We start from the raw sequence: 23,385 nt of genomic DNA, 5'->3' as shown, positions 1-23,385 counted from the left end.
GCGGGGACATTTGCGGCTCCGCCGCGTGGGCGCGACCAGCCACGACGGACCCGCAGCCCCCATCGGTCATCCAGCAGAACCTTCGACGGGGAAGCGGTTGAGAGCCCCCGGCAACCGGGACCCGAGCGGCGCCATATCGCCATCCGCCCCGTGCCGGGCAAGCAGGTCAAGAGCGAGCCGCCCGCGCCGCACCCGCTCCCGCGCGGTGTCCAGAGTCACGTCCCGCAGGTGGGTGCCCCACGGATAGATACCGGGAGCCTTGCTCAGACCGAACTTCAGATAGAGCGGCGCGCCGCGCCGGATCAGCTCGGCGACCTCGTACATCCGGATGTACCCGCCGAGGTCGTCGGGGGCCTCGATGTACATGTCCATGGGTGCGGCGGAGACCCGCCGGATCTCGGTGAGGTGATCGAGCGTCAGATCGCTGGGCACGTTGAGCGAGTCGGCGCCGAGCTGCTCGTAGACCGCGTAACTGGCCGGGTTGACCGGCCCGATCAGCGCGGACACCTTCAGCGTGGTGTCGGCCGGGATGATCCCGGCGGTGCGCGCCCGGTGCAGCGTCCACAGCACGCCCTCGTCGGCGACGAGCAGGCACTTGACGCCCAACTCGGTTGCGCGGACGGCGTCTTCGAGGCAGCCGGCGACCGCGTCGTGGCCGCGGGCGCGCAGGCCCCCGCCACGCGAGTCGGAGCGCACGGACCCGCCGATGTCCCACGTGCCGCGCGGTCCGGTGAACAGGCAGAGCTCGATGTCGCGTTCGGCGGTCGCCTCGACCATCTCGGTGATCTCGGCGTCGGTCAGCATCCACACGCCGCTGCCCTGGCTGATCCGGTGGATCGGCACGTCCAGGCGCGAGGACTCCTTGAGGATGACGGCCAGCGCTTCGGGACCCTCGCACGAGGGGATCTCGGTGCGCCAGCGGCCGCCGCCGGGGAAGGTGTGCGGCGAGGCGTCGGCGGGGTCGAGGGCGGGCGCACCCAGGCCGAGCGCGGTGAGCGCCTGCTCACCGGGTCGGCGGGCCGCCGTAACGGAGGCGTCGGTCGTCACAAGCTGTCCTTCGTGTTCGATATTTCGGACGAGGTTCGCGGCTCAAGTCATGGGGGGCTGGTTGTACGCCGGTACGGGTGCCGTCAGGTCGCCCCCGTACCGGCGTACGTCTAGGGGCGGAGCAGCACCTTGCCCACCTTCGGATCACCGGACCCGACGAGCTCGATGGCCTGCGGGAACTCGTCCAGCGGCAGCTCGTGCGTGACCAGCGGCAGCGGATCGAGCAGACCGGCCCCGAACACCCGCACCGTGTGCGCCCAGGCATCCGGCGGCGCTCCGAAGACGGTGTGCACCTCCAGCTGCCGTACGACCAGGTCGGTCGGGTCGAGGCCCTCGGCGCCCGGCGCCGGAATGCCGGTCAGGACCAGGCGTCCTCCGCGCCTGAGCAGGGAGGCGGCGGTGCGCGCGGCGGACGCGGACCCGGCGGTCTCGATGACGACGTCGAAGTCGTCGGGGAGCTCCTGGTCCTTCGTGCGGAAGTCGGTCGCACCGAAAGTTCTCGAAAGCTCCGCCCGGTCGGGCCGCGTCCCCACGACCAGCAGCTCGGCCGGCGAGCCCGCCTTCAGGAACTGAACGGCGAACATCCCGAGCGTCCCGGTGCCGACCACCGCGACCCGCTCGCCCGGCAGCGCGTTCGCCTTGAGCGCGGCGGCCGCGATACAGGCGGCGGGCTCCAGCAGGGCGGCCGCCGTCAGGTCGGCGTCGTCCGGCAGGACGTGCAGGAGGCGGGCCGGGAGAGTCAGCGTGGTGGCCATCGCGCCCGGCTGGGTGAACCCGGTCTCCTCGTACCCGGCGGTGCACAGCGTGGTCTCGCCCGCATGACAACGATCGCAGACCTGGCAGTTGCGGAAGCCCTCGCCGACGACCTTGCGGCCCACGAGAGTCGAAGGCACCCCGGCGCCCACGGCCTCGACCGTCCCGGACCACTCGTGGCCCGGCGTGAGCGGGTAACGGACGTACCCCTCGGGCCGGTTGCCCTGGTACACCTCGCGGTCGCTGCCGCAGATGCCCACCGCGTGGACGCGGACCAGCGCCTCGCCCGCGTCCGGCCGGCGCGGCTCGTGCGCGGTGACCCGGTGCTCGCCCGGCGCCTCGATGACGACTTGGGAGGTCACTTGCTGCCCTTCGGCTTGCGCTGCTCCCAGCCCTCGGCCCACAGGTCGAACCGGGCCTGCTGCTGGGGGAACTCGGCGGCCGCGTCGACATCCAGCTCGACGCCGAGACCGGGAGCGTCCGACAGATGGAAGTACCCGTCCACGACCTGCGGGGCGCCCTTCACCACCTTCTTGATCTCCGCGTCGGCGAAGTCGTTGAAGTGCTCGAGGATCTTGAAGTTGGGGGAGGTGAAGCCGACCTGCAGGGAAGCGGCGGTCAGCACCGGCCCGCCCACGTTGTGGGGAGCGACGAGCACGTAATGGGTCTCGGCGGTGGCGGCCAGCTTCCTGGTCTCCCAAATACCACCGATATGGCCGACGTCCGGCTGGATGATGTCGACGGCCTGGCTCTCGAACAGCTCACGGAACTCGATGCGATCGTGAATCCGCTCACCGGTGGCGACCGGGATGTCGACCTTGGCGGCGACCTTCTCCAGCGCCTTCAGGTTCTCCGGCGGGCAGGGCTCCTCCAGCCAGGCGGGCTTGAAGGGGGCGAGCTCGTGGGCGAGCCGGACGGCGGTGGCGGGGGAGAACCGGCCGTGCATCTCCAGCATCAGCTCGGAGTCGGGCCCGATGGCGTCCCGCACCGCCTCGATCAGCGACACGGCATACAGGGTCTGCTCGTGGTCCAGCTCGAAGTGCCCGGTCCCGAAGGGGTCGATCTTCAGCGCCTTGTACCCGCGCTCCATGACCCCCTGGGCGGCCTTGTGATAGGCCTCAGGCGTCCTCTCCGTCGTGTACCAGCCATTGGCGTACGCCTTGACCTTGTCGGTCACCTTGCCGCCCAGCAGCTGCCACACGGGCACCCCGAGGGCCTTGCCCTTGATGTCCCAGCAGGCCATCTCGATCACCGCGATGCCGGACATCACGATCTCACCGGCCCGCCCGTAGTCGCCGTACTTCATCCGGCGTACGAGGTCTTCCACGGCGAACGGGTCGGAGCCCAGAATGTGGTTGGCCTCCGCCTCCCGCAGATAGCCGATCAGCGCGTCGGTGTGGCCCAGCATCCGGGTCTCGCCGACTCCCGTGATCCCCTCGTCGGTGTGCACCTGCACGTATGTCAGGTTGCGCCACGGCGTCCCGACCACGTGTGTGCTGATTCCGGTGATGCGCACGGCGGTTGCCCCTTGCTGCGTCGTCGTCTGCTGCGTCGGCTCGGTCGAGCGTGTTCGAGATTTCGTCACACGTTCGAAATGCTGGCGTGACAGTAAGGACGGGGCGGTAGCAGTGTCAATGGGTCGAACACATAACGGTTTCGACACTGCTTTCGACAGGCTTTTCGGAGGCGGTTTCGGCATGATCGGTAGAGATGCCCGGGAGATGCCGGGGAGGCGGCGGGGAGATGTCCGACGTGTCCTCAACTCGCCACGCCGGAACAGGCAGTTCCCTACACAACTTTCACAGCTGTGACTATGAACGTTACCTTTGAGGAACTTACTCTTCCCGCGTCATGGACTACTGCCACCCGTGCCGCCGGCACCTCAACGGCGCTCTCGCCTGCCCCGGGTGCGGCGCATCCGCCGAAGGGCTCCGCGCCTCCGCGGGCCACGCGGACGTGCCCGCGTACGGGGGCGGGTACGAGGTGGCGTACGACGGCCATGGCGACGAGGGCACGTATGACGACGAGGGCGCGTACGACGACGAGGACGACGCCGACCCCGACGAGGACCGGGGCGACGACGCACCGGTCGGCCGTGCCGCCGCCCGACGTGCGCAGTCGCGGGGCCGCGGGCGCGGCGGCCGGTCCGCCGAGGGCCCCTCGGGCGCTGCCAGCCGCCGCGATCGCAAAGCCGCCGCACACCGTCGGCGCCGCCGCCGGGTCCTGCTGATCACCGCGGCCGCCGTACTCGCGGCCGGCGGCCTCAGCCTCGCGGAACTGGGCATGGACGCACCCTTCTCCCCCCCCAAGCCGGCCGCCGCCGGGGACGACTCGGCGGACGGCGCGGCATCGGCGGAGGCCGGCACGAAGAAGCAGGTCGGCGACAAGACGGGCGACGGAACAACAGGCTCCACGACCGGCGCCCCCTCGGCCTCCCCCTCCGCCTCCAAGTCCCCGAAGTCCAAGAAGGACGGGGACAAGCCCTCCAAGGACACCGAGTCCTCCAAGGCCACATCCCCGGGCACGACGACGGCCCCCACCCAGGCGCCCCCGGCGTCGACCCCCACCCCGACATCCAACCCGACGACTTCCGACCCGACCCCGGACCCGTCACCGTCGAAGACGTGCAAGCAGTTCCTCTGGTGGTGCACCTGAGGCTCGGGTTGACCGGGCGCACATTCGGCCGCCGGTCACGCCATTCCGGCCCGTCCGGCGCGCTTTTCGCCGCCGGTCAGGGCACCCCACCCCGCCCGGCGTGCCTTTCGAGCCCCGGTCACGGCATTCCAGCCCGTCCGGCGTTTGAGGACGAGGCCGTTCAGGCCGAAGCGGGGGCCTGGGGGCGGCAGCCCCCAGTACGGCACGCACCACCGCGCGGTGCCGCAAACCCCCGGGTGCCAAACATCACGCGGCCAACATCCGCAGAAGCAAATCCCGCAAAGACAACCGCTCCTCCTCCGACAGCCCGGCCAACGGTTCCCGCGCGAAGCGCAACCCATCCCGCAGCTCCCGAGCGACCCGCAGCCCCTCCTCCGTAGCCGCAGCCAGCTTCACGCGCCGGTCGGCCGGATCGGGCCGCCGCTCCACCAGCCCCCGCGACTCCAGCCGGTCCACGATCCCCGTGACATTCGACGGCTCGCACTTCAGCTTCTGTGCCAGCTTCCGCATCGGCAGCGGCTCCAGCGACAGCAGACTCAGCAGCCGCGCCTGCGCCCCGGTCAGGGTGTGCTCGCCCGCCGCGTCCTCGTAGTCCGCGTAGAACCGGGCCACGACATCGCCGATGAGCTCGACGACCTCCATGGTCAGCGCGTCGGGGCGGCGGGTTTTCTCGGGTGTGGACATGACTCCAGGATACCCCGTTACTTGACAACATGAAATATTCAGGAGCATGGTTGTTTCAGGTACTGAAGTATTCGGTGCTGAAGTATTGAAGTCTTGCCCGCACGCTTGAAAGGCGCTCGTCATGATCAACCGCGAATGGCACCTGCTCAGCCGCCCCGTCGGCTGGCCGAAGCCCGAGGACTTCGCCCTGGTCGAGACGGAGGTTGGAGCGCCGGGCGAGGGCCAGGTGCTGGTCCGCAACAAGTACCTCTCGGTCGACCCGTACATGCGCGGCCGTATGAGCGACGCGAAGTCGTACGCCGCGCCCTTCGAGCTCGGCAAGGTCATGCAGGGCGGTGCGGTCGGCGAGGTCGTCGAGTCCAACGCCGAGGGCATCGCCGTGGGCGACCACCTGCTGCACTTCTTCGGCTGGCGCGAGTACGCGGTCCTGGACCCGAAGACCGCCGTCAAGGTCGACCCGGACGCGGCGCCGCTGAGCACGTACCTCGGTGTCCTCGGCATGACCGGCCTGACCGCCTACGCCGGCCTCCTGCGTGTCGGCGCCTTCAAGGAGGGCGACGCGGTCTTCGTGTCCGGCGCCGCGGGTGCCGTCGGCAGCCAGGTCGGCCAGATCGCCAAGCTCAAGGGCGCCTCGCGGGTCATCGGGTCCGCCGGCTCGGACGAGAAGGTCAAGCTCCTCGTGGAGGAGTACGGCTTCGACGCCGCCTTCAACTACAAGAACGGCCCGGTCCGGGAGCAGCTCAAGGAGGCCGCCCCGGACGGTATCGACGTCTACTTCGACAACGTCGGCGGCGAGCACCTGGAGGCCGCGATCGGCGCGCTCAACCTCAAGGGCCGGGCCGTGATCTGCGGCATGATCTCGGTGTACAACTCGACCGAGCCGACCCCCGGTCCGCGCAACATGGTCAAGATCGTGCAGAACCGGCTCCGCATCGAGGGCGTCCTCGTCGGCGACCACTACGACCTGCAGCAGCAGTTCGTCCAGGAGGTCGGCCCCTGGGTCGCCTCGGGGCAGCTGAAGTACCGCGAGACCGTCGTCGAGGGCATCGAGAACAACCTGGAGGCCTTCCTCGGGGTTCTGCGCGGCGACAACACCGGAAAGATGATCGTCAAGCTCTGACCCTTCGAGCGCCCCAAGAGGGCTGTTGCCGGATTTCCGACATGCGGTAACTTCTTTCCGAAACCGTCGTCGATCGTGGGCGCGAGTCGCGGCGGACCGAGGAGGAAGACAACCGCATGTCCATCCAGCAGACCGACGTCCTCTACACCGCCGTCGCCACCGCCGAGAACGGTCGCGACGGCCGGGTCGCCACCGACGACGGCAAGCTCGACGTCGTCGTGAACCCGCCCAAGGAGATGGGCGGCAGCGGCGCCGGCACCAACCCGGAGCAGCTGTTCGCGGCCGGCTACAGCGCCTGCTTCCAGGGCGCCCTGGGCGTCGTCGCCCGTCAGGAGCAGGCCGACATCTCCGGCTCGACGGTCACCGCGAAGGTCGGCATCGGCAAGAACGACGACGGCTTCGGCCTCGTCGTCGAGATCTCGGCCGAGATCCCGAACGTCGACGCGGACACCGCCAAGGGCCTCCTGGAGAAGGCCCACCAGGTCTGCCCGTACTCGAAGGCGACTCGCGGCAACATCACCGTGACGCTCGTCTGACGTCGCTCGTTGCGTACGACGAGAGGCCGCACCCTAGGACGTGGGGTGCGGCCTCTTGTCGTAACTCTCGTACGGCTCGTACGGCTCGTACGGCTCGTACGGCCCGTACGGCTCATGCCGCGATCAGCGGGCCAGCGCCGCCGTGTGGACCGCCTTCACCAGCCGCTCGTTCTCCGGCGCCGCCCCGCCCGGGTAGGCCATGCGCCGCCGGGTGTAGCCGTACGCCAGGCCGCTGCGCGGGTCCGCGAACGCCTGTGAGCCGCCCGCCCCGCTGTGCCCGAAGGTCCCGGCGCCCAGGAACGGGTACCAGGCCTCGGCCGTCGCCTGGAAGCCGAGGCCGAAGGCGCGGTGGGTGCGGGCCACCAGGTCGTAGCCGATCGAGTGGATCTGGCCGACCTCGGCGACCGTGTCCGGCTTCAGCAGCGGCGGCCGCCCGGCCACCTCGCTGATCGCCGCCGCGTACATCCCGGCGAGCCCGCGCGCGGCGGCCACTCCGCCCGCCGACGCCGGGCCCTTGGCGCGCACGGTACGGGAGTTGGGGTAGTCCACCAGGTCCCCCGGCTCGGGCACATGCGCGTTGAACGCGATCGAGGCGAGCGTGTGCGGCCCCCTCGGCGTCGCATCCAGCAGGGCCTGCTGCGTCGCCGTCGGGGCCATCGGCTGCACGGACCGGAAGCGGGGCTCCAGCTCCTCGGGCAGCCCCAGGAAGAAATCCAGCCCGTACGGCGCCCGCACCCGCTCCTCGTAGAGCTCCTGGAGGGTGTGGCCCGTGGCCCGCCGTACCACCTCTCCGGCGAGCGCGCCGATGACGAGCGCGTGGTAGCCGAAGGCCGTGCCCGGCCGCCAGAACGGCCGCTGGTCCGCGAGCCGCTCGGCGATCGCGCGGTCGTCGGCCAGCTCGTCCTCGCTGAACCCGGCGTCGAGCCCGATCAGCCCGGCGCGGTGCGCGAGCAGGTCCCGCAGCGTCAGCGCCGCCTTGCCGTCGGTTCCGAACTCCGGCCAGTAGTACGTCACTTTGCGGTCCAGCTCGAGCGTGCCGTCCTGGACGAGGAGCGCGACGACCAGGTGGGCGGCCCCCTTGGTCGACGAGAACACGCCGTAGAGGGACTCGGCGTCGTTGCCGTCCCCGGCCCACAGGTCGACGACCTTCCGGCCGTGCACATACGCGCACAACTGTCCTTCGTAGTCGGGCAGTTCCCCCGCCGCGAACGCGGCGAACTCCTCGCGCACCACCTCGAAGCCGTCCTCGACGGTGCCGTGGATCTCTCGCGTCATCCGTACTCCTCGATCTCAGCCGCTGCTCGCGTGTGCCATGGTGATCAATGCCCGTCCGACCTGCGGGAATTCTCCCTTCGGATGGTCCCGGAAGAGGGGCTCCGTGCCGAACAGGACGGCATGCGGGCCACTGACGACCGAGGCCTGTCCGGCCGCGGCAGCCGGACCTCCCGAGCCGTCGTCGAGCGGCCTCCAGTGCCCGGAGACGAGCGGACTGCCCGTCGCGTACGACTGCTCCACCCGCACCCCGGGACCGAGATCCGTGAACCACACCGGCGCATAGACGAACCCGTAGTCGGTGGCACCGGCCGTCACCGGCCCCGAATTCACCACCCGCACCACGCCGTTGGCGTCCCCGTTGCCCTCGACCGGCTTCACCGCCAGCAGCCCGGCCGCCGAGCCGAGCGCCGCACCGACGCTCCCGCGGCCGACGAAACCATGACCGGCGGCCAGGAAGCCGTCGAGGGCGCTGCGCGCGGCCGGGGTGAGGTCGTCGCGTTCGAGCCCGGCCGACACGAAGAGCACATCCACCGCGGACCAGTCGAAGCCCGCGTTGAGGACGTCCGTCGAGACCGGCGTGACCTCGAAGTTCATCTCCCGCAGCGCGAAGAGCTCACCCGGAGTGACGGCGGCGGCCACGCGGATGCGACGCAGCTCGCGTCCGCCGGTGTCCTTCGTCGCGTCGAAGGCGACGCCGTAAGTCTTTGCCGCCACCGTGGCCAGGGCGCGCGCCGACGACGGCACGATCGCGCTTCCGTCCCCGGACTGCCGTACCGAAACCCCCTGCCGGAGAAGGGAGTTGAGGGCCGCGAACTCCCGGGGGTCGTCGAGCCGCAGACGCAGGGTGCCCTGCGGGGCGACGTACCCGACGGGCGCGGCGGCCGAGACGCGGTGCAGGGGTACGCCGGTGAGGCTGCCGCCGGGCACGGCACGGACCGTGGCGCCCCACAGCCGCCCGAGACTCCAGCCCGAGATGTCGTACATGACCGATACCTTGCCACTGATGTCCCGCCCGTCCGCGAGAAGCACATTGGCGAGTCCCCGCTTGGGCTGATGCATGTCGACGACGTACGAGCCCCTCGCGTACGACCGTCCGCCGAGCCGGAAGGCGCCGCTCGCGCGCTCGACGCGGACGTCGTTCGCGACCAGGTGGTCGACGAGGCGGGCGGCGGCGGTGTCGGACCGGCCGCCCGCGGGGATGACGTACGCCCGCGGGAAGGTCGTCGTGTAGACGTCCTCCGGGCCGATGCCGGGGACGCCCGGGACGGTCTCGGCCGAGACCGGTACCTGCCGGGCGCCCGTCGCCCCGCGCCGGAACTCCTCGATCTGGTCGGCGACCAGGGAGGTGCGGTGGGTCCGGACGAAGTCGAGGGTCGCGCGCAGGGCCGCGCCCGCGACGTCGACGTTGATCGCGGAACGGCGGCGCAGCTCGGTGACCGGCAGGGTGTCGTAGGCCTCGTTGTTCACGGTCATCGGGATCTCCACCGTGTGCGCGGCGACCGTGCCGTGGAAGGCCGCGTACTGCGGGGTGAAGATCGGCGGCCAGTCGTCCCAGCCCTCCTGCTGGTCCCGGAAGGGGATCTGGACCGGCTCCACGCCGTCCTTCGCGGGGGTGTAACCGAGGCCGTTGACGGCGGCCTCCATGCCGAGGGCGTTCGCGTAGGTGTTCTTGAGGAAGAGGTCGTACTCGTAGTTCTCGCCGTGGGGCGGGGTGGTCGGCTCGATGAGGGTGCCGTTGACATAGCCGTGCAGATCGAGCATGACGGCCGGCTGCTTGTCGATCTCGATCTGCCGCATCGCCCGCACCTCGGGCTGCGAGGCGGTCACGAAGTCCCGGTTGAGATCGAAGCCGTTGGCATTGGTGCGGGTTCCGGCGATACGGCCGTCCGGATTGGCGGTGATGTTGAAGTAGAGGCGGGTGTGGGCGAGGAGGTCCTTGGTCTTGGTGTCCTTGGCGGTCGCGAGCTGCTCGATGAGCTTGAGGGAGGCGTCGGTGCCCTCCCACTCGTTGCCGTGGATGTTGTTGTTGAAGAAGACGGGGGCTTTGTAACTCGCCGTGATTTCAGGCGATTTGGCGGCTGTGACGGGCGCGTTCTCGATGAGTTCGCGCATCCGTTCCTGGGCGCCGGCCTCGCGAGCCGTCTCGGGGGCGGTGATCGTGACCAGATAGAGCCGGTGTCCGCCGGCCGAACGGCCGGTGACCTCGACGCTCACCCGGTCGCCGAGCCGCTGCAGGGCGTTCAGCTCCGGCGCGATGGCGTGGTACGGGGTGAGGCCGAGCTTGATGGACTTGTCGGCGGGGTTCTCGGCGTCGGGGGAGAGGGTTTGCCGGCGCGGGTAGCCGCGGGTGGCGTCGAGGGCGGGGGTTTCGGCGGCGAGGGCTCGTCGGGCCGTGCTCGCGGGGGTCCGGGCGGCCTGGTGGTCGAGGGGCGAGCCCTCGCGGACCGGTGGCGGCTTGGGGCGGGCGTCGGCGGCGTAGGGGGTGAGCAGGAACGATCCGGTCAGGGCGAGAGTGGCGATCAGGGCAGGTCTCGCAAGGACGGTTCTCGTGGTGCGCACGCGTACCTCCTCGGGGCTTCCTGAGATCGGTACGGCGAGATGTACCTGTTCGACTCAACCGCAACAAGAGGGAGTTCGCGTCACGGGTGGCCCGGATGGCCCATCGCCGGGTGGGAGGGAGGGGGCGACGCGGCCCGCCGGATGGGGGCATCCTGAGGGCGACCGCCGGCACACAGGCTCCAGCCGAGGAGAGCCCATGGCAACGATCCCCTCGCTCCCCAGCAGGGACGACGTGCTGCGCATGGCACGCAACACCACCGACATCACCGGCCAGCTCCTGGACACGGCCCAGAACATCACCAGAATCGCGATGAACACCTTCGACCCACGGGACGGCTCGGGCGCGGAGGTGCTGCGCGTCCTGCGCGAGACCACCGCGGAACTGGCCGAGGCGAGCGCGTCGCCGCAGGCGCAGGAGGCGTTCTACCGGATCGTCGACACCCTGACCCGGCTGGGCACCAGCGGCGCGCCGCTCGCCGTGCACCCCGTGAGCGAACCTGCGCAGGCACTGCTGACGGCGATCGGCGACAGCCTCCTGCCGGTGCTGGACGCGGTCGAGCCGGCCGTCGAGGAGTTCGCGGACGCCCTCGGCGACCTGGTCGAGGCGACCTCCCCACTGCTGCCCGCGGCGGCCGGCGTGGCCGCCGGGGCGCTGCTCGCGGTGACACCGGTACTGCGGGCAGCGGCGGACGTCCTGCGCGAGTCCTCGCCCGAACTCCGCCGCGTGGCCGACGCGTTGACCGCGGCCCTGGCCCCGCTGATGCCCCTCCAGGTCGCCCTCGCGGAACGCGCCGCGGCCGCCGGAGCGGGCGTCGTCCGAGCGGCCCTGCCCCCACTGGCCGACCTCGCGGAGGCCGCAGCGGCAACGACGAAGGCGGCCCGACCGCTACTCGTCGCGAGCGAAGAACTGCTGGTGACCGGCCTGGAACAACTCCAGCCCCTGCTGCTGGCCGCGGCCTCCCGAGCGGGACGGGTGGCACGGGCGGCGGCAGTACGGGTGTCGGCGGCTGTTTCGCCGGCGGCGGACCGGGGAGTCGTGGTCGCAGTCTCAACGCCGTGAGCTGCAGCGCCCTTCAGGGGCGCGGGGAACTGCGCGACAAGCCACAAACAACCCGCACTCCGCAGCCCAGAAAGACCCCCACCCCCTCACCGATAGAGTTCCCCCATGCGTGATCTCGGGGCGGGCTTCACTTACCTTCTGCAAGGCCAACGATGGGTGGCCAGGCACGGCAAGCAGTACGGCTTCGGACTGCTGCCGGGCCTGATCACCCTCGTGCTCTACGTCGCCGCCCTGGTGGCGCTCGCCCTCCGGGGCGAAGACGCAGTCACCTGGGCAACCCCCTTCGCCGACACCTGGTCCAGCCCCTGGCAAGGCCTCTTCCGCGGCTTCCTCACCGCCGTGCTCTTCGCCCTGGCCCTCCTCCTGGCCGTCCTCACCTTCACCGCGGTGACGCTGCTGATCGGCCAGCCCTTCTACGAGAACCTCTCCGAGAAGGTCGACGCGGACGTGTCGCCCGACGGCACCGCCCCCGAGTCCGGCCTCCCCCTCTGGCACGAACTGTGGATCTCGGCCCGCGACAGCCTCCGGATCGTCGGACGCGCACTGCTCTGGGGCGTCCTGCTCTTCGCCCTCGGTTTCGTCCCGCTCGTCGGCCAGACCGTGGTCCCGGTGATCGGCTTCTTCGTCACCGGCTTCTTCCTCACCGAGGAACTCACCGCGGTGGCCCTCCAGCGCCGTGGCGTCGAACTGCGCGCCCGCCTCACCCTGCTCCGCTCCCGCAAGACCCTGGTCTGGGGCTTCGGCACCCCGCTGGGCCTGGCCTTCCTGGTCCCGTTCGTCGCGGTGTTCCTGATGCCGGGCGCCGTCGCGGGCGCCACGCTGCTGGCGCGGGAGCTGCTGGGCGAGGAGACCGACGAGGACGGTGCCGACGCCGCCGAGGAGCCCGAAGGGGAAGCCGTCACCCAGCGGCCGTGGCATTGACCGCCACGGTCAGGATCGCTCGTACCTGCGTGATGATGTCCTGCCTGTTCTGCAGGAACTGCGGGTCCGTGACCGTCCCGGTCGCCGGATCGGTGTTGCCCGTGCCGAACTGCAGGACGGGTGTGTGCACATGGCCGCCGGGCAGGGTGTCGTGCAGCCCGAGACGGTCCCGCAGCAGGGTGGCCCGGTAGGCGATCTCGTTGGACAGGTAGTTCCCGCCGCCACCCGCCCGCGCGGTGGACCCGGCCGTCGGCCCGTCCGGCCGTACGACGGGATCGGTGCCGCCCGCCGGGATCTCGGTCACCTCCGTGTGGTCGTACACCGGGAAGCGTCCCGTGTTCGCGGCCACGATCTCCTTGTACGGCAGAGTGGTCGTCGTCCACTGCGGTTGTGAGGCGGGATCGCTGACCGGGACGGTCTCCGTCCGGCTGATGTTGTCGTTGTCGGGGAACCCGCCCCGCCAGGCCCCGTTGGTCCGCTCCACGTCGAACCGCCCCACCCGGCCCTGGCTCACGGTCGTGAAGAGATCCACCTTCTTCAGATACGGCCGCAGCGTCCGCTCCACCGTGCCGTCGGCGAAATCCTGCCAGCGCACCGGGAACACGACCGTCTCGACCCGGGCCGGCCCGTCCGCCGTCTCGATCACCGTGCCGTCGAGCGCGAGCGCGGTGGCACCGGACGGGTTGGAGATCCGGATGTCCCGGTCGAGCGTGAACGGGTCGAAGCCGGTGACCAGAACCCGCCTCAAGCCCTTGCCGTGCTGCGGGTAACGCACTTCCGTCTGTCCGCGCGAGGTGCGCTCCAACGCATCGATCAGCGCCGCCCGTTGCCCCTCGCTCAGCCCGAACTCCGGGTTCCAGGTGCGCACTTCCCGCGTCATCCCGAGCCGCGCCCAGTACAACGGCCGGTCGTCGTCCCGTGCCAGATCCCCACCCGCCGGCCCACGCCCCTGCGCCCGGTCCACGGCCCGCCGCCACAGCGCCGACCCTTCGTGTACGACGATGCGGTGGGCCTGCGCGTAGGAGCGGGCCCCGTCCAGCGCGTGGGTGAGCCCGGGTGCCACGTCGTCGAATCCGGACCGATCGAGGATCTCCTGGGGCACGGCCTTGTCGAGCCGCTGCTCCTCGACGGTGGGGGATGGGACCGTCCCGGCGGCGGTCGCCGTGGTGGGGGCGGCGAACCCGGCCACCAGGGCCAGTCCGAGTACACCGATCCGAACGCGTATGGAATTCAAGGGAGTTCAGGTCCTTCCGTCGCCGTCGTGGGGGAGCGTGGTGCGGACGGCCGCAGTATCGCCCGACGGAAGTGGTCTACGCCATGGTGTGCGTGTGTCAGTTGTGCTTCCGGCCACCTGAATACGTGTAGCTACCCGGGGATACGGGCCACCGCTTCCCGCAGCGCTCCGACGAACGCCTCAACGGCCGGTGTCGGCGCCTGCCCCCGTGCCGTCGCCGCGTACACCGCCCGGGCCGGAGCTCCCTCGTCGAGGACCGGCAGCAGTGCGATGTCCGGGCGTACGGACTCGGCGGCCAGGGCCGGGACCAGGGTGACGCCCAGTCCTGCGGCGACGTACCCCTGCTTGGCGGTCCACTCGCCGACGACATGCGTCACGCGCGGGCGGAAGCCCTGGCGCAGGGCCGCGTCCAGGAGGGTGCCCTCGGGGCGGGAGCTGCCGGAGATCCAGTCGGCGTCGGCGAGTTGAGCGAGCCGTACCGGGCCCTCGCGGCCGGCCAGGGGGTGGTCGGCGGGGACGGCGACGTACAGCGACTCGTCGAGGAGGTGGTGGAGTTCGTACGACTCCAGGGGTGCACGGCCGGTCGTCGAGACGACCGCCAGGTCCAGGTGGCCCGCGGCCAGCCGGTCCAGGAGGCCGGGCGTGAGGCCCTCCTCGCGGGAGAGCCGGACGCGGGGGTGGCGGGCCCGGAACGCGGCCAGGGCGTGCGGCACCAGCGCCGCGTCGGCCGTCGCGAACGCCCCGAACCGCAGCCGCCCGCCCGCCACTTCACGCAGGGCGGCCAGTTCGCGCACGGCGCCGTGCAGGGCTTCGAGGACGGCCTCCGCGTGCGGCACGAGGACGCGGCCGGCCTCCGTCATTCGCACACCGCGCGGCAGGCGGTCGAAGAGCGGGCCGCCGCCCAACGCCCCTTCCAGCGCGGCGATCTGTCGCGACACCGCGGACTGCGTCCACCCCAGCGACTTCGCGGCAACCGTGAACGACCCGTGCCGGGCCACTTCCAGGAACACCCGCAGCCACACGGTGGAGAGCTCCGGCTCGTGATGCGTGTTCGGCATGGCAGCCATGCTAGACATTCGCTTGTCGCATCCCGCGGTCGTGCCTAGCGTCGAGGGCATGCAGGTCACCATCGGAAACCCCGCCTCCGCGCCCCAGCCGCTGAGCCCCTACTACTCCCAGGTCGCCCGCGTCGAACACGCCGACGGCAGCGCCCTGTTGTTCCTCTCCGGCCAGATCGCCGAGGGTGCCACCCTCGCCGAGCAGACCCGGGGTGTCTTCGAGACGATCGACGCTCTGCTCAAGGCCCACGGCGCGACCCTGGCCGACGTCATCAACATCCGTACGTACCTGACGGACATCGGTCGGCTCGAGGAATACGGCTCCGTGCGGCGGGAGTTCCTCACCGGGACGCCGCCCACCAGCATGACGTTCGAGGTGCCCCGGCTGTTCCGGCCCCAGGCCCTGGTCGAGATCGAAATCGTGGCGGCGGTGCCGGCCGGCAGGTGATACTGCCGCGCGTGAAGACAGCGAAGGCATTCAACCTGGGCGTCCTCTTCCTCATCGAACTCGGCGCCCTCGCGGCCGTCGGCTGCTGGGGGTTCACGCGGGACGTGGCGACCCCGCTCGTCTGGCTCCTTGGCCTCGGCGCCCCGGCCGTACTGATCGTGCTGTGGGCGCTGTTCGGCTCGCAGAAGGCGTCGTACAAGACCCGCGGCGGGGTCCGTGTCGCCTTCGAACTCCTCTGGTTCGGAGCGGGAGTTGCCGCGCTGGTCGCCGCCGGGGCGTACGCATGGGCGATCGCCTTCGCCCTCGTGTGCGCCGTCAGCAAGACCCTCGCCGTCGTCTGGCGCCAGTAGCAGGCGAGTTCACGCCTCCTCGCCCAGCAGCGCGAGAAAGTCCCGAAACGCCCCCGGCATGTCCACCGACTCCGGGTCCAGCAGCCACTGGTACTGCAAGCCATCCATCACGGCGACGAGCAGCGGAGCCGTCCGCTCAGGCGTGAGCCCGTTCGGCAGCCGGTCCCCGTACTCGGTGCGCAGCACCGCCGCCATGCTCTCCCGCACCTGCCGGTACCGCTCGGTGAAGTACGCCCGCGCCGGATGCCCCTCCGTCACGCTCTCGCCCAGCAGCGCCGAGAAGGTCTGGATGATGCCGGGCCGCATCGCGTTGTACTCGACCAGCGAGGCCAGCAGGTCCACCCGCCAGTGCGTGGCCGGTACGGCATCCCACTGGTCCCGGTCCTTCAGGACGGCGACCAGCAGCGCGTCCTTGGTCGGGAAGTAGTGCAGCAGCCCCTGCTGGGTGAGCCCGACGCGCTCCGCCACCGCGGCCAGGCTCGCACCCCGGTAACCGCGCTCGGCGATCACCTCCAGCGCCGCCCGCACGATCTCCGCGCGCCGTTCCTCGCTCCTGACCCTGGCGTTCATGGCGTCACCGTACGACATCCTCGTAGAGTCAATATTACGGCCCGATAACGAAACCTACCGTGTTACAGGTGACGGGTGCACGATGGGACCCAGGACGACCTGACTCGATGAGGAGGCACCGCGATGGCGGGAACCCCTGGAACCTCTCCGGCCGACCGGGCGCGCGAGGCCGCGGTCGACGCGGCGCTCGGCAAGCTGGACCTGGACGCCAAGGCCCGGCTGCTGTCCGGCCAGGACATGTGGTCCCTGCCCGCCCTGCCGGAGATCGGCCTGAAGTCCCTCGTCATGTCCGACGGTCCGATCGGGGTGCGCGGTGTGCGGTGGACCGCCGACGACCCGTCCATCGCCCTGCCCTCCCCGACCGCCCTGGCCGCCACCTGGGACCCGGAACTCGCCCGCCGGGCCGGCACGCTGCTGGCGCAGGAGGCCCGCCGCAAGGGCGTGCACGTGCTGCTCGCCCCCACGGTCAATCTGCATCGCTCTCCGCTCGGCGGGCGGCACTTCGAGGCGTACAGCGAGGACCCGTATCTGACCGGACTCATCGGTGCCGGGTATGTGCAAGGCGTTCAGTCGGGCGGCGTCGGCACCACGGTCAAGCACTTCGTCGCCAACGACGCCGAGACCGACCGCTTCACGGTGAACAACCTCGTCTCCCAACGCGCCCTGCGGGAGCTCTACCTGGCCCCCTTCGAGCTCATCGTCGAGAACGCCCACCCCTGGGGCATCATGACCGCCTACAACACGGTCAACGGCACGACGATGACCGAGCACCGGTATCTCGTGAATGAAGTCCTGCGCGGCGAATGGGGCTTCGACGGCTACAACGTCTCCGACTGGATGGCCGCCCGGTCGACGGTCGACGCCATCGAGGGCGGTCTCGACGTCGCCATGCCCGGCCCGCAGACCGTGTACGGCGCCCCGCTGGCCCAGGCCGTACGGGACGGCAAGGTCGAGGAGACCGTGGTCGACGAGGCGGTACGCAACGTCCTGCGGCTGGCCGCCCGCGTCGGCGCCCTGGAGAGCGCCGAGCCGGCCGTCACCGAACTGCCCGAGACCGTCGACGGCATCGGACTGGCCCGCGAGATCGCCCGCCGAGCCTTCGTCCTCGTGAAGAACGACAGCAACGCCCTGCCTCTCAAGCCGGGCACGGTGGCCTTGATCGGCGCCGCCGCCCGCGACGCCCGCGTCCTCGGCGGGGGTTCGGCGACGGTCTTCCCGGCCCGTGTCGTCTCCCCGCTCGACGGCCTCACCGCCGCCCTGCCCGAGGGCACCCTCACTTACGCCGTCGGCGCCGACCCCAACACCGAACTCGCCGTGGCCGACAAGGGTTTCGAGCTGCGGGCCGTGTGCCGGGACGCGGACGGGAACGTCATCGGCACGGGCTCCGCGCCCAACGGCCAGATCCAGTGGATGGGTTCGGACCTCCCCGAGGGCGTCACCCACGACAGGCTCCACACCGTCGAGCTGACCGGTACCTTCACCCCGCGCGACACCGGCCCGCACACCTTCGGCATCAAGGGCACGGGCCACTTCACCCTCACCGTCGCCGGCACCACGTACTACGACGACGTCCAGCGCCCCGCCGACGACAGCGACCCCTTTGAGGCGTTCTTCGGCTCCCCGGTGCCCCGCGCCCAGCCCGAACTGACCGCCGGCGAACCGGTCGACGTCTCCCTCACCCATGTCTTCGCGCTCCCCGAGGAGGTCCCCTTCAAGGTCGTCGCCTTCGCCCTCGCCCACCAGGAGCCGCAGCGCGACGCCGACGAGCTGATCGCCGAGGCCGTCGAGGCCGCCCGTGCCGCCGACACCGCCGTGGTCGTGGTCGCCACCACCGACCGCGTGGAGTCGGAGGGCTTCGACCGCAAGGACCTCACCCTCCCCGGCCGCCAGGACGAACTGGTCCGCGCCGTCGCCGCCGCCAACCCGAACACCGTCGTGGTGGTCAACTCCGGCTCCCCGGTCGAGCTCCCGTGGCGCGACGAGGCCGCAGCCGTCCTGCTCAGCTGGTTCCCCGGCCAGGAGGGCGGCGCGGCCCTCGCGGACGTGCTGACCGGCGCGTACGAGCCGGGCGGCCGCCTGCCCACCACCTGGGGCTCCCTGTCCGACGCCCCGGTCACCCAGGTGGTGCCCGAGGGCGGCGAACTCCCGTACACCGAGGACGTCTTCATCGGCTACCGGGCCTGGGAGAAGCAGGGCCGCACCCCCTCCTACCCCTTCGGCCACGGGCTCGGCTACACCGACTGGACCTACGAATCCGTCGAGGTCGACGGCACCACCGCCAGGATCCGCGTCCGCAACTCCGGTGAGCGCGCGGGCCGCGAGGTCGTGCAGGTCTACCTGGCGCCGACCGAGCCCGGCCCCGACCGCCCGGCACGCCGGCTGGCGGGCTTCGCGGGCGTCGAGGCGGCCCCCGGCGAGACCGTCGAAGCGGTCATCTCCGTTCCCCGCCGCGCCTTCGAGGTCTGGGACGAGGCAACCGACTCATGGTCATTTGTGAAGGGTTCGTACGAGATCCAGGTGAGCCGCTCGATCACCGACCGCCGCCTCACCGCGACGATTAACGTCTGAGACGGGGGCAAGCCTCCCCCCACGAACAGCCCCGGTCCGGGACCTGACCCCTGGACCGGGGCAAGTGCGTTTCACGGCCCCTGAGGGCGCTCTACCGCACGCCGAAGCCGTACACCGTCTCGGACCGGAACACCCCGCCCGGCCGCAGCACCGTGCTCGGGAAGTCCGGGCGGTTCGGGGAGTCTGGGAAGTGCTGGGTCTCCAGTGCGATGCCGTCGCCGGGGGCGAAGGGGGCGGACAGGTGGTCGGCGGTGTACAGCTGGAGGCCCGGTTCGGTGGTCGCCACGGTCAGGACCCGGCCGGACGCCGGGTCGTACAGTTCGGCGACCTCCCGGGGGGCATCCGTCACCCCGCCGTCGAGCACGAAGTTGTGGTCGTACCCGGCGCCGACCTTCCGCGCCTGACGGAAGTCGAAGCGGGTGCCCGTCACGTCGGCGAGCTCGCCGGTCGGGATCAGGTCGGAATCGACCGGGGTGAAGCGGGAGGCGGCGAGCCGCAGTTCGTGGCCGCCCGCGTTGCCGGAGCCGCCGAGGTTGAAGTAGCTGTGGTTCGTCAGGTTCACCACGGTCGGCGCGTCCGTCACCGCCTCGTACGCGATCCGCAGCGCACCGTCGGCGTCCAGCGTGTACGTCGCCGAAACCTCCAGCCGCCCCGGGAAGCCCTCCTCCCCGTGCGGGCTCACCCGGCTCAGGCGCACCCCGTGCTCCCCGTCCGGCGTCACGTCCCATACGCGCTTGTCGAAGCCGCGCGGGCCGCCGTGCAGGGAGTTGGGCGCGTTGTTCGGCTCCAGGGCGTAGGTCACCCCGTCCAGCGGGAAACGGCCGCCCGCGATCCGGTTGGCGTACCGGCCGATGAGCGCGCCCAAGTACGGCTCCGGGTGGTTGAGATAGCCGTCCAGATCCGCGAACCCCAGCACCACGTTCCCGGTATGTCCGTCCCGGTCCGGGAGCTCCACCGACTGCACGATCCCGCCGTACGACAGGATCCGCACCCGCACACCGGCCCGCTCCAGGGTCCAGCGGTGAACCGCGGTGCCGTCGGGAAGTGTGCCGAAGAGTTCGTTCATGTGCGGAACTTTAGGTCACGCCTTCTTGGCGGTGACGGCTCGGTACGCGATCTCCGCCAGCCGCGCCTGGCCGTTCACACTCGGGTGGAACCAGTCCCAGTGGCTCAACTGGTCGGTCCCGAACCGGTACTCGTACACCGCGCCCCCGTCGAACCGGCAGCGCCGGTCCTTCGCGCAGACCTCCTGAAGCACCTTGTTGTACGCCTCCACCCGCTTCTGCACCGTGTCCCGCCGCAGCGTCGCCGCCGAGTCCAGCGCGTCCGCGTCGCCCAGCATGGAGGGGCAGATGCCGAGCTTCCACACCTGCTTGCCCAGCGGGTTGGTACGGCCCTGGGACCACAGCCGCTTCAGGTTCGGCACGCTCGCCACGTACACCTGCGTCCTGGGCAGCGACTTGCGCAGGATGCCCAGCGCGTCCTCGAAGTCGGCGCGGAAGCTCTCCACCGAGGTCATGGCGGAGGTGCTGGCCCGGCAGGCGTCGTTCGCCCCCGCCATCACCGTCACCAACTGCGGCCTGCGCGTCACCGCCTGCGCCAGCTGGCCCGGCAGGTCCGCCATCCGCGCCCCGGTCACCGCGTAGTTCCAGCTGCGCGACGCCGCCTGCGCCCTGCCCAGCAGCCGTACGGCGAGACTGTCGACCTTGGCGCTGCTGCCGGTCGCCCAGGACACCTCGGGGCAGTCCGACAGGACCGTACAGGCGTCGAAGCCGCGTGTGATGGAGTCACCGACCGCGGCGATCGAACGGGGGCTCACGTCCCAGGTCGGTGCCGGCTTCGCGCTGTGCGCCTTGGTGCCCGTCGGCCCGGCGGAGTTGCCACCCACGGCGTCGCAGCCGGCGACGCCCAGGACGGTCGCCGCCACGGCGGCGAGTACGGCCCGTGAACGGTGGCTTGGCTTCCGCATACGTCGGCGATCCCCTCGGTCCAGTCCGGCTACGTACGGATGTGTCCCCCCATAACAACGCGCGAGAGTTCCCGATCCACGCACCATGCAACGGTTCACACCCGTACAAGCGTCCTGCCGGGTGAATGGCGGACGTTTCAGCGCATCGGGACCGACGGTACGTCACACTCCTTGCGCCGCCGCACGGTAGCCTCGCCATCAACGTGGCTGCCCGGCCACACCGTCCGCCAGTTCGCCAGATTGTCCTGCTCTGCCCGGAGGTCCCGGTGACGACACGTGGGGTTCTGTACGTGCACTCCGCGCCGCGCGCGCTGTGCCCGCACGTCGAGTGGGCCGTCGCCGGGGTGCTCGGCACGCGCGTCAACCTCGACTGGATCCGGCAGCCCGCCGCCCCCGGCACCTGGCGCTCGGAGTTCTCCTGGCAGGGCGAGGTGGGCACGGCGTCCAAGTTGGCGTCGGCGCTGCGCGGCTGGCACCTCCTGCGCTTCGAGGTCACCGCCGAGCCCTGCCCCACCGCCGAGGGCGAGCGCTACAGCTGCACCCCCGACCTCGGCATCTTCCACGCCGTCACCGGCATCCACGGCGACATCCTCATCCCGGAGGACCGCCTGCGCGCCGCCCTGTCCCGCTCACAACAGGGCGAAACGGAACTGGAAGCCGAGATCGCCAAGCTGCTCGGAAAGCCGTGGGACGACGAGTTGGAGCCCTTCCGGTACGCGGGTGAGGGCGCCCCGGTGCGCTGGCTGCACCAGGTGGTGTGAGGCAAGGCTTTAGGCTTTTAGGGGCGCGGGGCTGTATCGATATGCGGCTCCGCCGCGTGGGCGCGACAAGCCCCCACCGGCCCGCAGACAAACAAACGACATGTGGCCCGCCCCCAACCCGGGTGCGGGCCACACGCCGTTAACGGCAAATACTCAGACCGTACGGAACGCCAGCACCACGTTGTGCCCACCAAACCCGAACGAGTCGTTCAGAGCGGCAATCCGGCCCTCGACAGGAAGCTTCCGGGCTTCGCCACGGACGATGTCCGCCGCCGCCTCCGCCTCCGGGTCGAGGTTCTCGATGTTGATGGTCGGCGGAGCAACCCGGTGGTACAGCGCGAGGATCGCCGCGACGGACTCGACACCGCCTGCACCACCCAGCAGGTGACCGGTCATCGACTTGGTGGCGGAAACCGCCATGTGGTCGGCCTCGTCGCCGAACACCTTCCGCAGCGCCTTCAACTCGGCCACGTCACCGGCCGGCGTCGAGGTGGCGTGCGCGTTGACGTGCACGATCTCGGCCGGGTCCAGGTCGGTGCGCTCCAGCAGGTTCTGCAGGGCGTGCGCGATGCCGCGGCCCTCCGGCTCGGGCTGCACGATGTCGTGGGCGTCGGAGGAGACGCCCTGCCCGACCGCCTCCGCGTACACGCGGGCGCCGCGCTTGGCGGCGTGCTCGGCGGACTCCAGGACGAGGACGCCGGCGCCCTCGCCGAGGACGAAGCCGTCACGGGCGACGTCGTAGGGCCGCGAGGCGCCCTGCGGGTCGTCGTTGTTCTTGGACATCGCCATCATGTTGCCGAACGCGGCGATGGGGAGCGGGTGGATGGCCGCCTCCGTGCCACCCGCGACGACGACGTCGGCGCGGCCGGTGCGGATCATCTCGATGGCGTAGCCGATGGCCTCGGCGCCCGACGCGCAGGCGGAGACCGGCGTGTGCACGCCCGCACGGGCGCCCACGAGCAGGCCCACGTTGGCGGACGGGCTGTTCGGCATCAGCATGGGGACGGTGTGCGGGGAGACGCGGCGGACGCCCTTCTCCTTGAGCACGTCGTACTGGTCGAGCAGGGTCGTCACACCGCCGATGCCGGAGGCGATGACGGCACCGAGACGGTCCGGGTCGATGGCGGCGTCCTCGCCGGCCTTGTCGGTGAAACCGGCGTCGGCCCAGGCCTCCTTGGCCGCGATCAGCGCGAACTGCGCCGAGCGGTCCAGGCGGCGGGCCTGCGGCCGCGGGATGACCTCGGAGGGCTCCACGGCGACCGGCGCGGCGATGCGGACCGCCTGCTCGGCGGCCCACTCCTGCTCCAGGGGCTTCACGCCGGACTTGCCGGCGATCAGGCCCTCCCAGGTAGAGGCTGCGTCGCCACCCAGCGGTGTGGTTGCGCCGATACCGGTGACGACCACGGTGCGATTGGTCGGGCTCACGGGAATTCTTTCTCCAACGGATCGGGATTCAGCGGCGCCACCGCCGGGTGGCGGGGCAATGCAGCCGGGCCTATAAGGCTCAGGCCTGGTGCTTGAGGATGTAGTTGGTCGCGTCGCCGACCGTCTTGAGGTTCTTGACATCCTCGTCCGGGATCTTGACGTCGAAGCGCTCTTCAGCGGCGACGACGACCTCGACCATGGACAGCGAGTCGACGTCCAGGTCGTCGGTGAAGGACTTGTCCAGCTGGACGTCCTCAACCGGGATGCCGGCGATCTCGTTCACGATGTCGGCGAGACCGGCGACGATCTCTTCCTGAGTGGCGGCCATGTCAGGCGCTCCTTCGTAGTAATCCAGAGGGTGTGGCGCCCGCCGCGTCAGCGGCAGGTGTTGC

22 protein-coding genes are annotated in these 23,385 nt (G+C 70.8%); 9 read left to right on the top strand and 13 right to left on the bottom strand.

Features of this window, described 5'->3' with window-relative positions:
• Positions 1–66: 66 nt before the first annotated feature.
• The 3 genes from ACFY10_RS03920 to ACFY10_RS03910 all read right to left on the bottom strand — a co-directional run bounded on the left by ACFY10_RS03920 (position 67) and on the right by ACFY10_RS03910 (position 3,316).
• On the bottom strand, positions 67–1,047 hold the full coding sequence (locus ACFY10_RS03920; RefSeq protein WP_390663441.1) for a hypothetical protein: 981 nt from the start codon (positions 1,045–1,047) through the stop codon (positions 67–69).
• 110 nt (positions 1,048–1,157) lie between these two features.
• Complete coding sequence (locus ACFY10_RS03915) at positions 1,158–2,162, bottom strand: zinc-binding dehydrogenase (protein WP_390663440.1); 1,005 nt, start codon at positions 2,160–2,162, stop codon at positions 1,158–1,160.
• Positions 2,159–3,316 carry a mandelate racemase/muconate lactonizing enzyme family protein gene (locus ACFY10_RS03910; protein ID WP_390663439.1) on the bottom strand — a complete coding sequence of 386 codons (1,158 nt, stop codon included), beginning with the start codon at positions 3,314–3,316 and terminating at the stop codon, positions 2,159–2,161. The genes ACFY10_RS03915 and ACFY10_RS03910 overlap by 4 nt, the downstream gene beginning before the upstream one ends.
• Before the next feature lie 335 nt (positions 3,317–3,651).
• On the opposite strand from ACFY10_RS03910, the gene ACFY10_RS03905 reads away from it, so the two are divergent.
• Complete coding sequence (locus ACFY10_RS03905) at positions 3,652–4,455, top strand: hypothetical protein (RefSeq protein ID WP_390663438.1); 804 nt, start codon at positions 3,652–3,654, stop codon at positions 4,453–4,455.
• Positions 4,456–4,701: 246 nt separating this feature from the next.
• On the opposite strand, the gene ACFY10_RS03900 is transcribed toward ACFY10_RS03905, so the two are convergent.
• Entirely contained in the window at positions 4,702–5,139 is a 438-nt protein-coding gene (locus ACFY10_RS03900) for a MarR family winged helix-turn-helix transcriptional regulator (RefSeq protein WP_390663437.1), read from the bottom strand.
• Between the two features lie 121 nt (positions 5,140–5,260).
• Between ACFY10_RS03900 and ACFY10_RS03895 the strand changes: the two genes are divergently transcribed.
• Both ACFY10_RS03895 and ACFY10_RS03890 read left to right on the top strand, forming a co-directional pair.
• On the top strand, positions 5,261–6,259 hold the full coding sequence (locus ACFY10_RS03895) for an NADP-dependent oxidoreductase (protein ID WP_275775067.1): 999 nt from the start codon (positions 5,261–5,263) through the stop codon (positions 6,257–6,259).
• A 116-nt stretch (positions 6,260–6,375) separates the two neighbouring features.
• Positions 6,376–6,795: an organic hydroperoxide resistance protein gene (locus ACFY10_RS03890; RefSeq protein ID WP_390663436.1), complete on the top strand. Its 420-nt coding sequence runs from the start codon at positions 6,376–6,378 to the stop codon at positions 6,793–6,795.
• 123 nt (positions 6,796–6,918) lie between these two features.
• On the opposite strand, the gene ACFY10_RS03885 is transcribed toward ACFY10_RS03890, so the two are convergent.
• Complete coding sequence (locus tag ACFY10_RS03885; RefSeq protein ID WP_390663435.1) at positions 6,919–8,070, bottom strand: serine hydrolase domain-containing protein; 1,152 nt, start codon at positions 8,068–8,070, stop codon at positions 6,919–6,921.
• Positions 8,071–8,085: 15 nt separating this feature from the next.
• Entirely contained in the window at positions 8,086–10,629 is a 2,544-nt protein-coding gene (locus ACFY10_RS03880) for a M14 family zinc carboxypeptidase (RefSeq protein WP_390663434.1), read from the bottom strand.
• A gap of 196 nt (positions 10,630–10,825) precedes the next feature.
• Between ACFY10_RS03880 and ACFY10_RS03875 the strand changes: the two genes are divergently transcribed.
• The gene (locus ACFY10_RS03875) at positions 10,826–11,689 is read left to right on the top strand and encodes a hypothetical protein (protein ID WP_390663433.1); all 864 of its coding nucleotides are present in this window, start codon (positions 10,826–10,828) and stop codon (positions 11,687–11,689) included.
• Between the two features lie 105 nt (positions 11,690–11,794).
• Positions 11,795–12,610 (top strand): EI24 domain-containing protein, encoded by an 816-nt coding sequence (locus tag ACFY10_RS03870; protein WP_390663432.1) that lies wholly within the window; start codon positions 11,795–11,797, stop codon positions 12,608–12,610.
• On the opposite strand, the gene ACFY10_RS03865 is transcribed toward ACFY10_RS03870, so the two are convergent.
• Complete coding sequence (locus ACFY10_RS03865; RefSeq protein WP_390663431.1) at positions 12,588–13,844, bottom strand: pyroglutamyl peptidase; 1,257 nt, start codon at positions 13,842–13,844, stop codon at positions 12,588–12,590. The two genes, ACFY10_RS03870 and ACFY10_RS03865, sit on opposite strands and share 23 nt — an antisense overlap.
• A gap of 131 nt (positions 13,845–13,975) precedes the next feature.
• Complete coding sequence (locus ACFY10_RS03860) at positions 13,976–14,911, bottom strand: LysR family transcriptional regulator (RefSeq protein WP_390663430.1); 936 nt, start codon at positions 14,909–14,911, stop codon at positions 13,976–13,978.
• 49 nt (positions 14,912–14,960) lie between these two features.
• On the opposite strand from ACFY10_RS03860, the gene ACFY10_RS03855 reads away from it, so the two are divergent.
• Together ACFY10_RS03855 and ACFY10_RS03850 are read left to right on the top strand one after the other, a co-directional pair.
• The gene (locus ACFY10_RS03855) at positions 14,961–15,350 is read left to right on the top strand and encodes a RidA family protein (RefSeq protein WP_390663429.1); all 390 of its coding nucleotides are present in this window, start codon (positions 14,961–14,963) and stop codon (positions 15,348–15,350) included.
• Positions 15,351–15,361: 11 nt separating this feature from the next.
• Positions 15,362–15,700 carry a YrdB family protein gene (locus tag ACFY10_RS03850; protein WP_390663428.1) on the top strand — a complete coding sequence of 113 codons (339 nt, stop codon included), beginning with the start codon at positions 15,362–15,364 and terminating at the stop codon, positions 15,698–15,700.
• Positions 15,701–15,709: 9 nt separating this feature from the next.
• On the opposite strand, the gene ACFY10_RS03845 is transcribed toward ACFY10_RS03850, so the two are convergent.
• A complete protein-coding gene (locus tag ACFY10_RS03845; protein WP_390663427.1) occupies positions 15,710–16,288 on the bottom strand; it encodes a TetR/AcrR family transcriptional regulator in 579 nt (192 codons plus the stop codon).
• Between the two features lie 105 nt (positions 16,289–16,393).
• On the opposite strand from ACFY10_RS03845, the gene ACFY10_RS03840 reads away from it, so the two are divergent.
• Positions 16,394–18,838, top strand: a complete 2,445-nt coding sequence (locus ACFY10_RS03840) for a beta-glucosidase (protein ID WP_390663426.1) — start codon at positions 16,394–16,396, stop codon at positions 18,836–18,838.
• Positions 18,839–18,929: 91 nt separating this feature from the next.
• Here the strand turns inward: ACFY10_RS03840 and ACFY10_RS03835 are convergent, their stop codons facing one another.
• The gene (locus ACFY10_RS03835; RefSeq protein ID WP_390663425.1) at positions 18,930–19,904 is read right to left on the bottom strand and encodes an aldose epimerase family protein; all 975 of its coding nucleotides are present in this window, start codon (positions 19,902–19,904) and stop codon (positions 18,930–18,932) included.
• A 15-nt stretch (positions 19,905–19,919) separates the two neighbouring features.
• On the bottom strand, positions 19,920–20,807 hold the full coding sequence (locus tag ACFY10_RS03830) for an SGNH/GDSL hydrolase family protein (protein WP_390663424.1): 888 nt from the start codon (positions 20,805–20,807) through the stop codon (positions 19,920–19,922).
• A gap of 266 nt (positions 20,808–21,073) precedes the next feature.
• On the opposite strand from ACFY10_RS03830, the gene ACFY10_RS03825 reads away from it, so the two are divergent.
• The gene (locus tag ACFY10_RS03825; protein ID WP_390663423.1) at positions 21,074–21,568 is read left to right on the top strand and encodes a DUF3145 domain-containing protein; all 495 of its coding nucleotides are present in this window, start codon (positions 21,074–21,076) and stop codon (positions 21,566–21,568) included.
• Positions 21,569–21,721: 153 nt separating this feature from the next.
• Here ACFY10_RS03825 and fabF read toward each other — a convergent pair whose 3' ends face one another.
• The gene (fabF, locus tag ACFY10_RS03820) at positions 21,722–22,993 is read right to left on the bottom strand and encodes a beta-ketoacyl-ACP synthase II (RefSeq protein ID WP_390663422.1); all 1,272 of its coding nucleotides are present in this window, start codon (positions 22,991–22,993) and stop codon (positions 21,722–21,724) included.
• Positions 22,994–23,072: 79 nt separating this feature from the next.
• Positions 23,073–23,321, bottom strand: a complete 249-nt coding sequence (locus tag ACFY10_RS03815; RefSeq protein ID WP_030931809.1) for an acyl carrier protein — start codon at positions 23,319–23,321, stop codon at positions 23,073–23,075.
• Positions 23,322–23,385 lie beyond the last annotated feature (64 nt).

It is taken from the genome of Streptomyces sp. NPDC001401 (genome assembly GCF_042895385.1).
Taxonomy (GTDB): domain Bacteria; phylum Actinomycetota; class Actinomycetes; order Streptomycetales; family Streptomycetaceae; genus Streptomyces.
The sequence above is the reverse complement of the archived record's forward strand: the minus strand, read 5'-3'. Positions and strand labels throughout refer to the sequence as shown.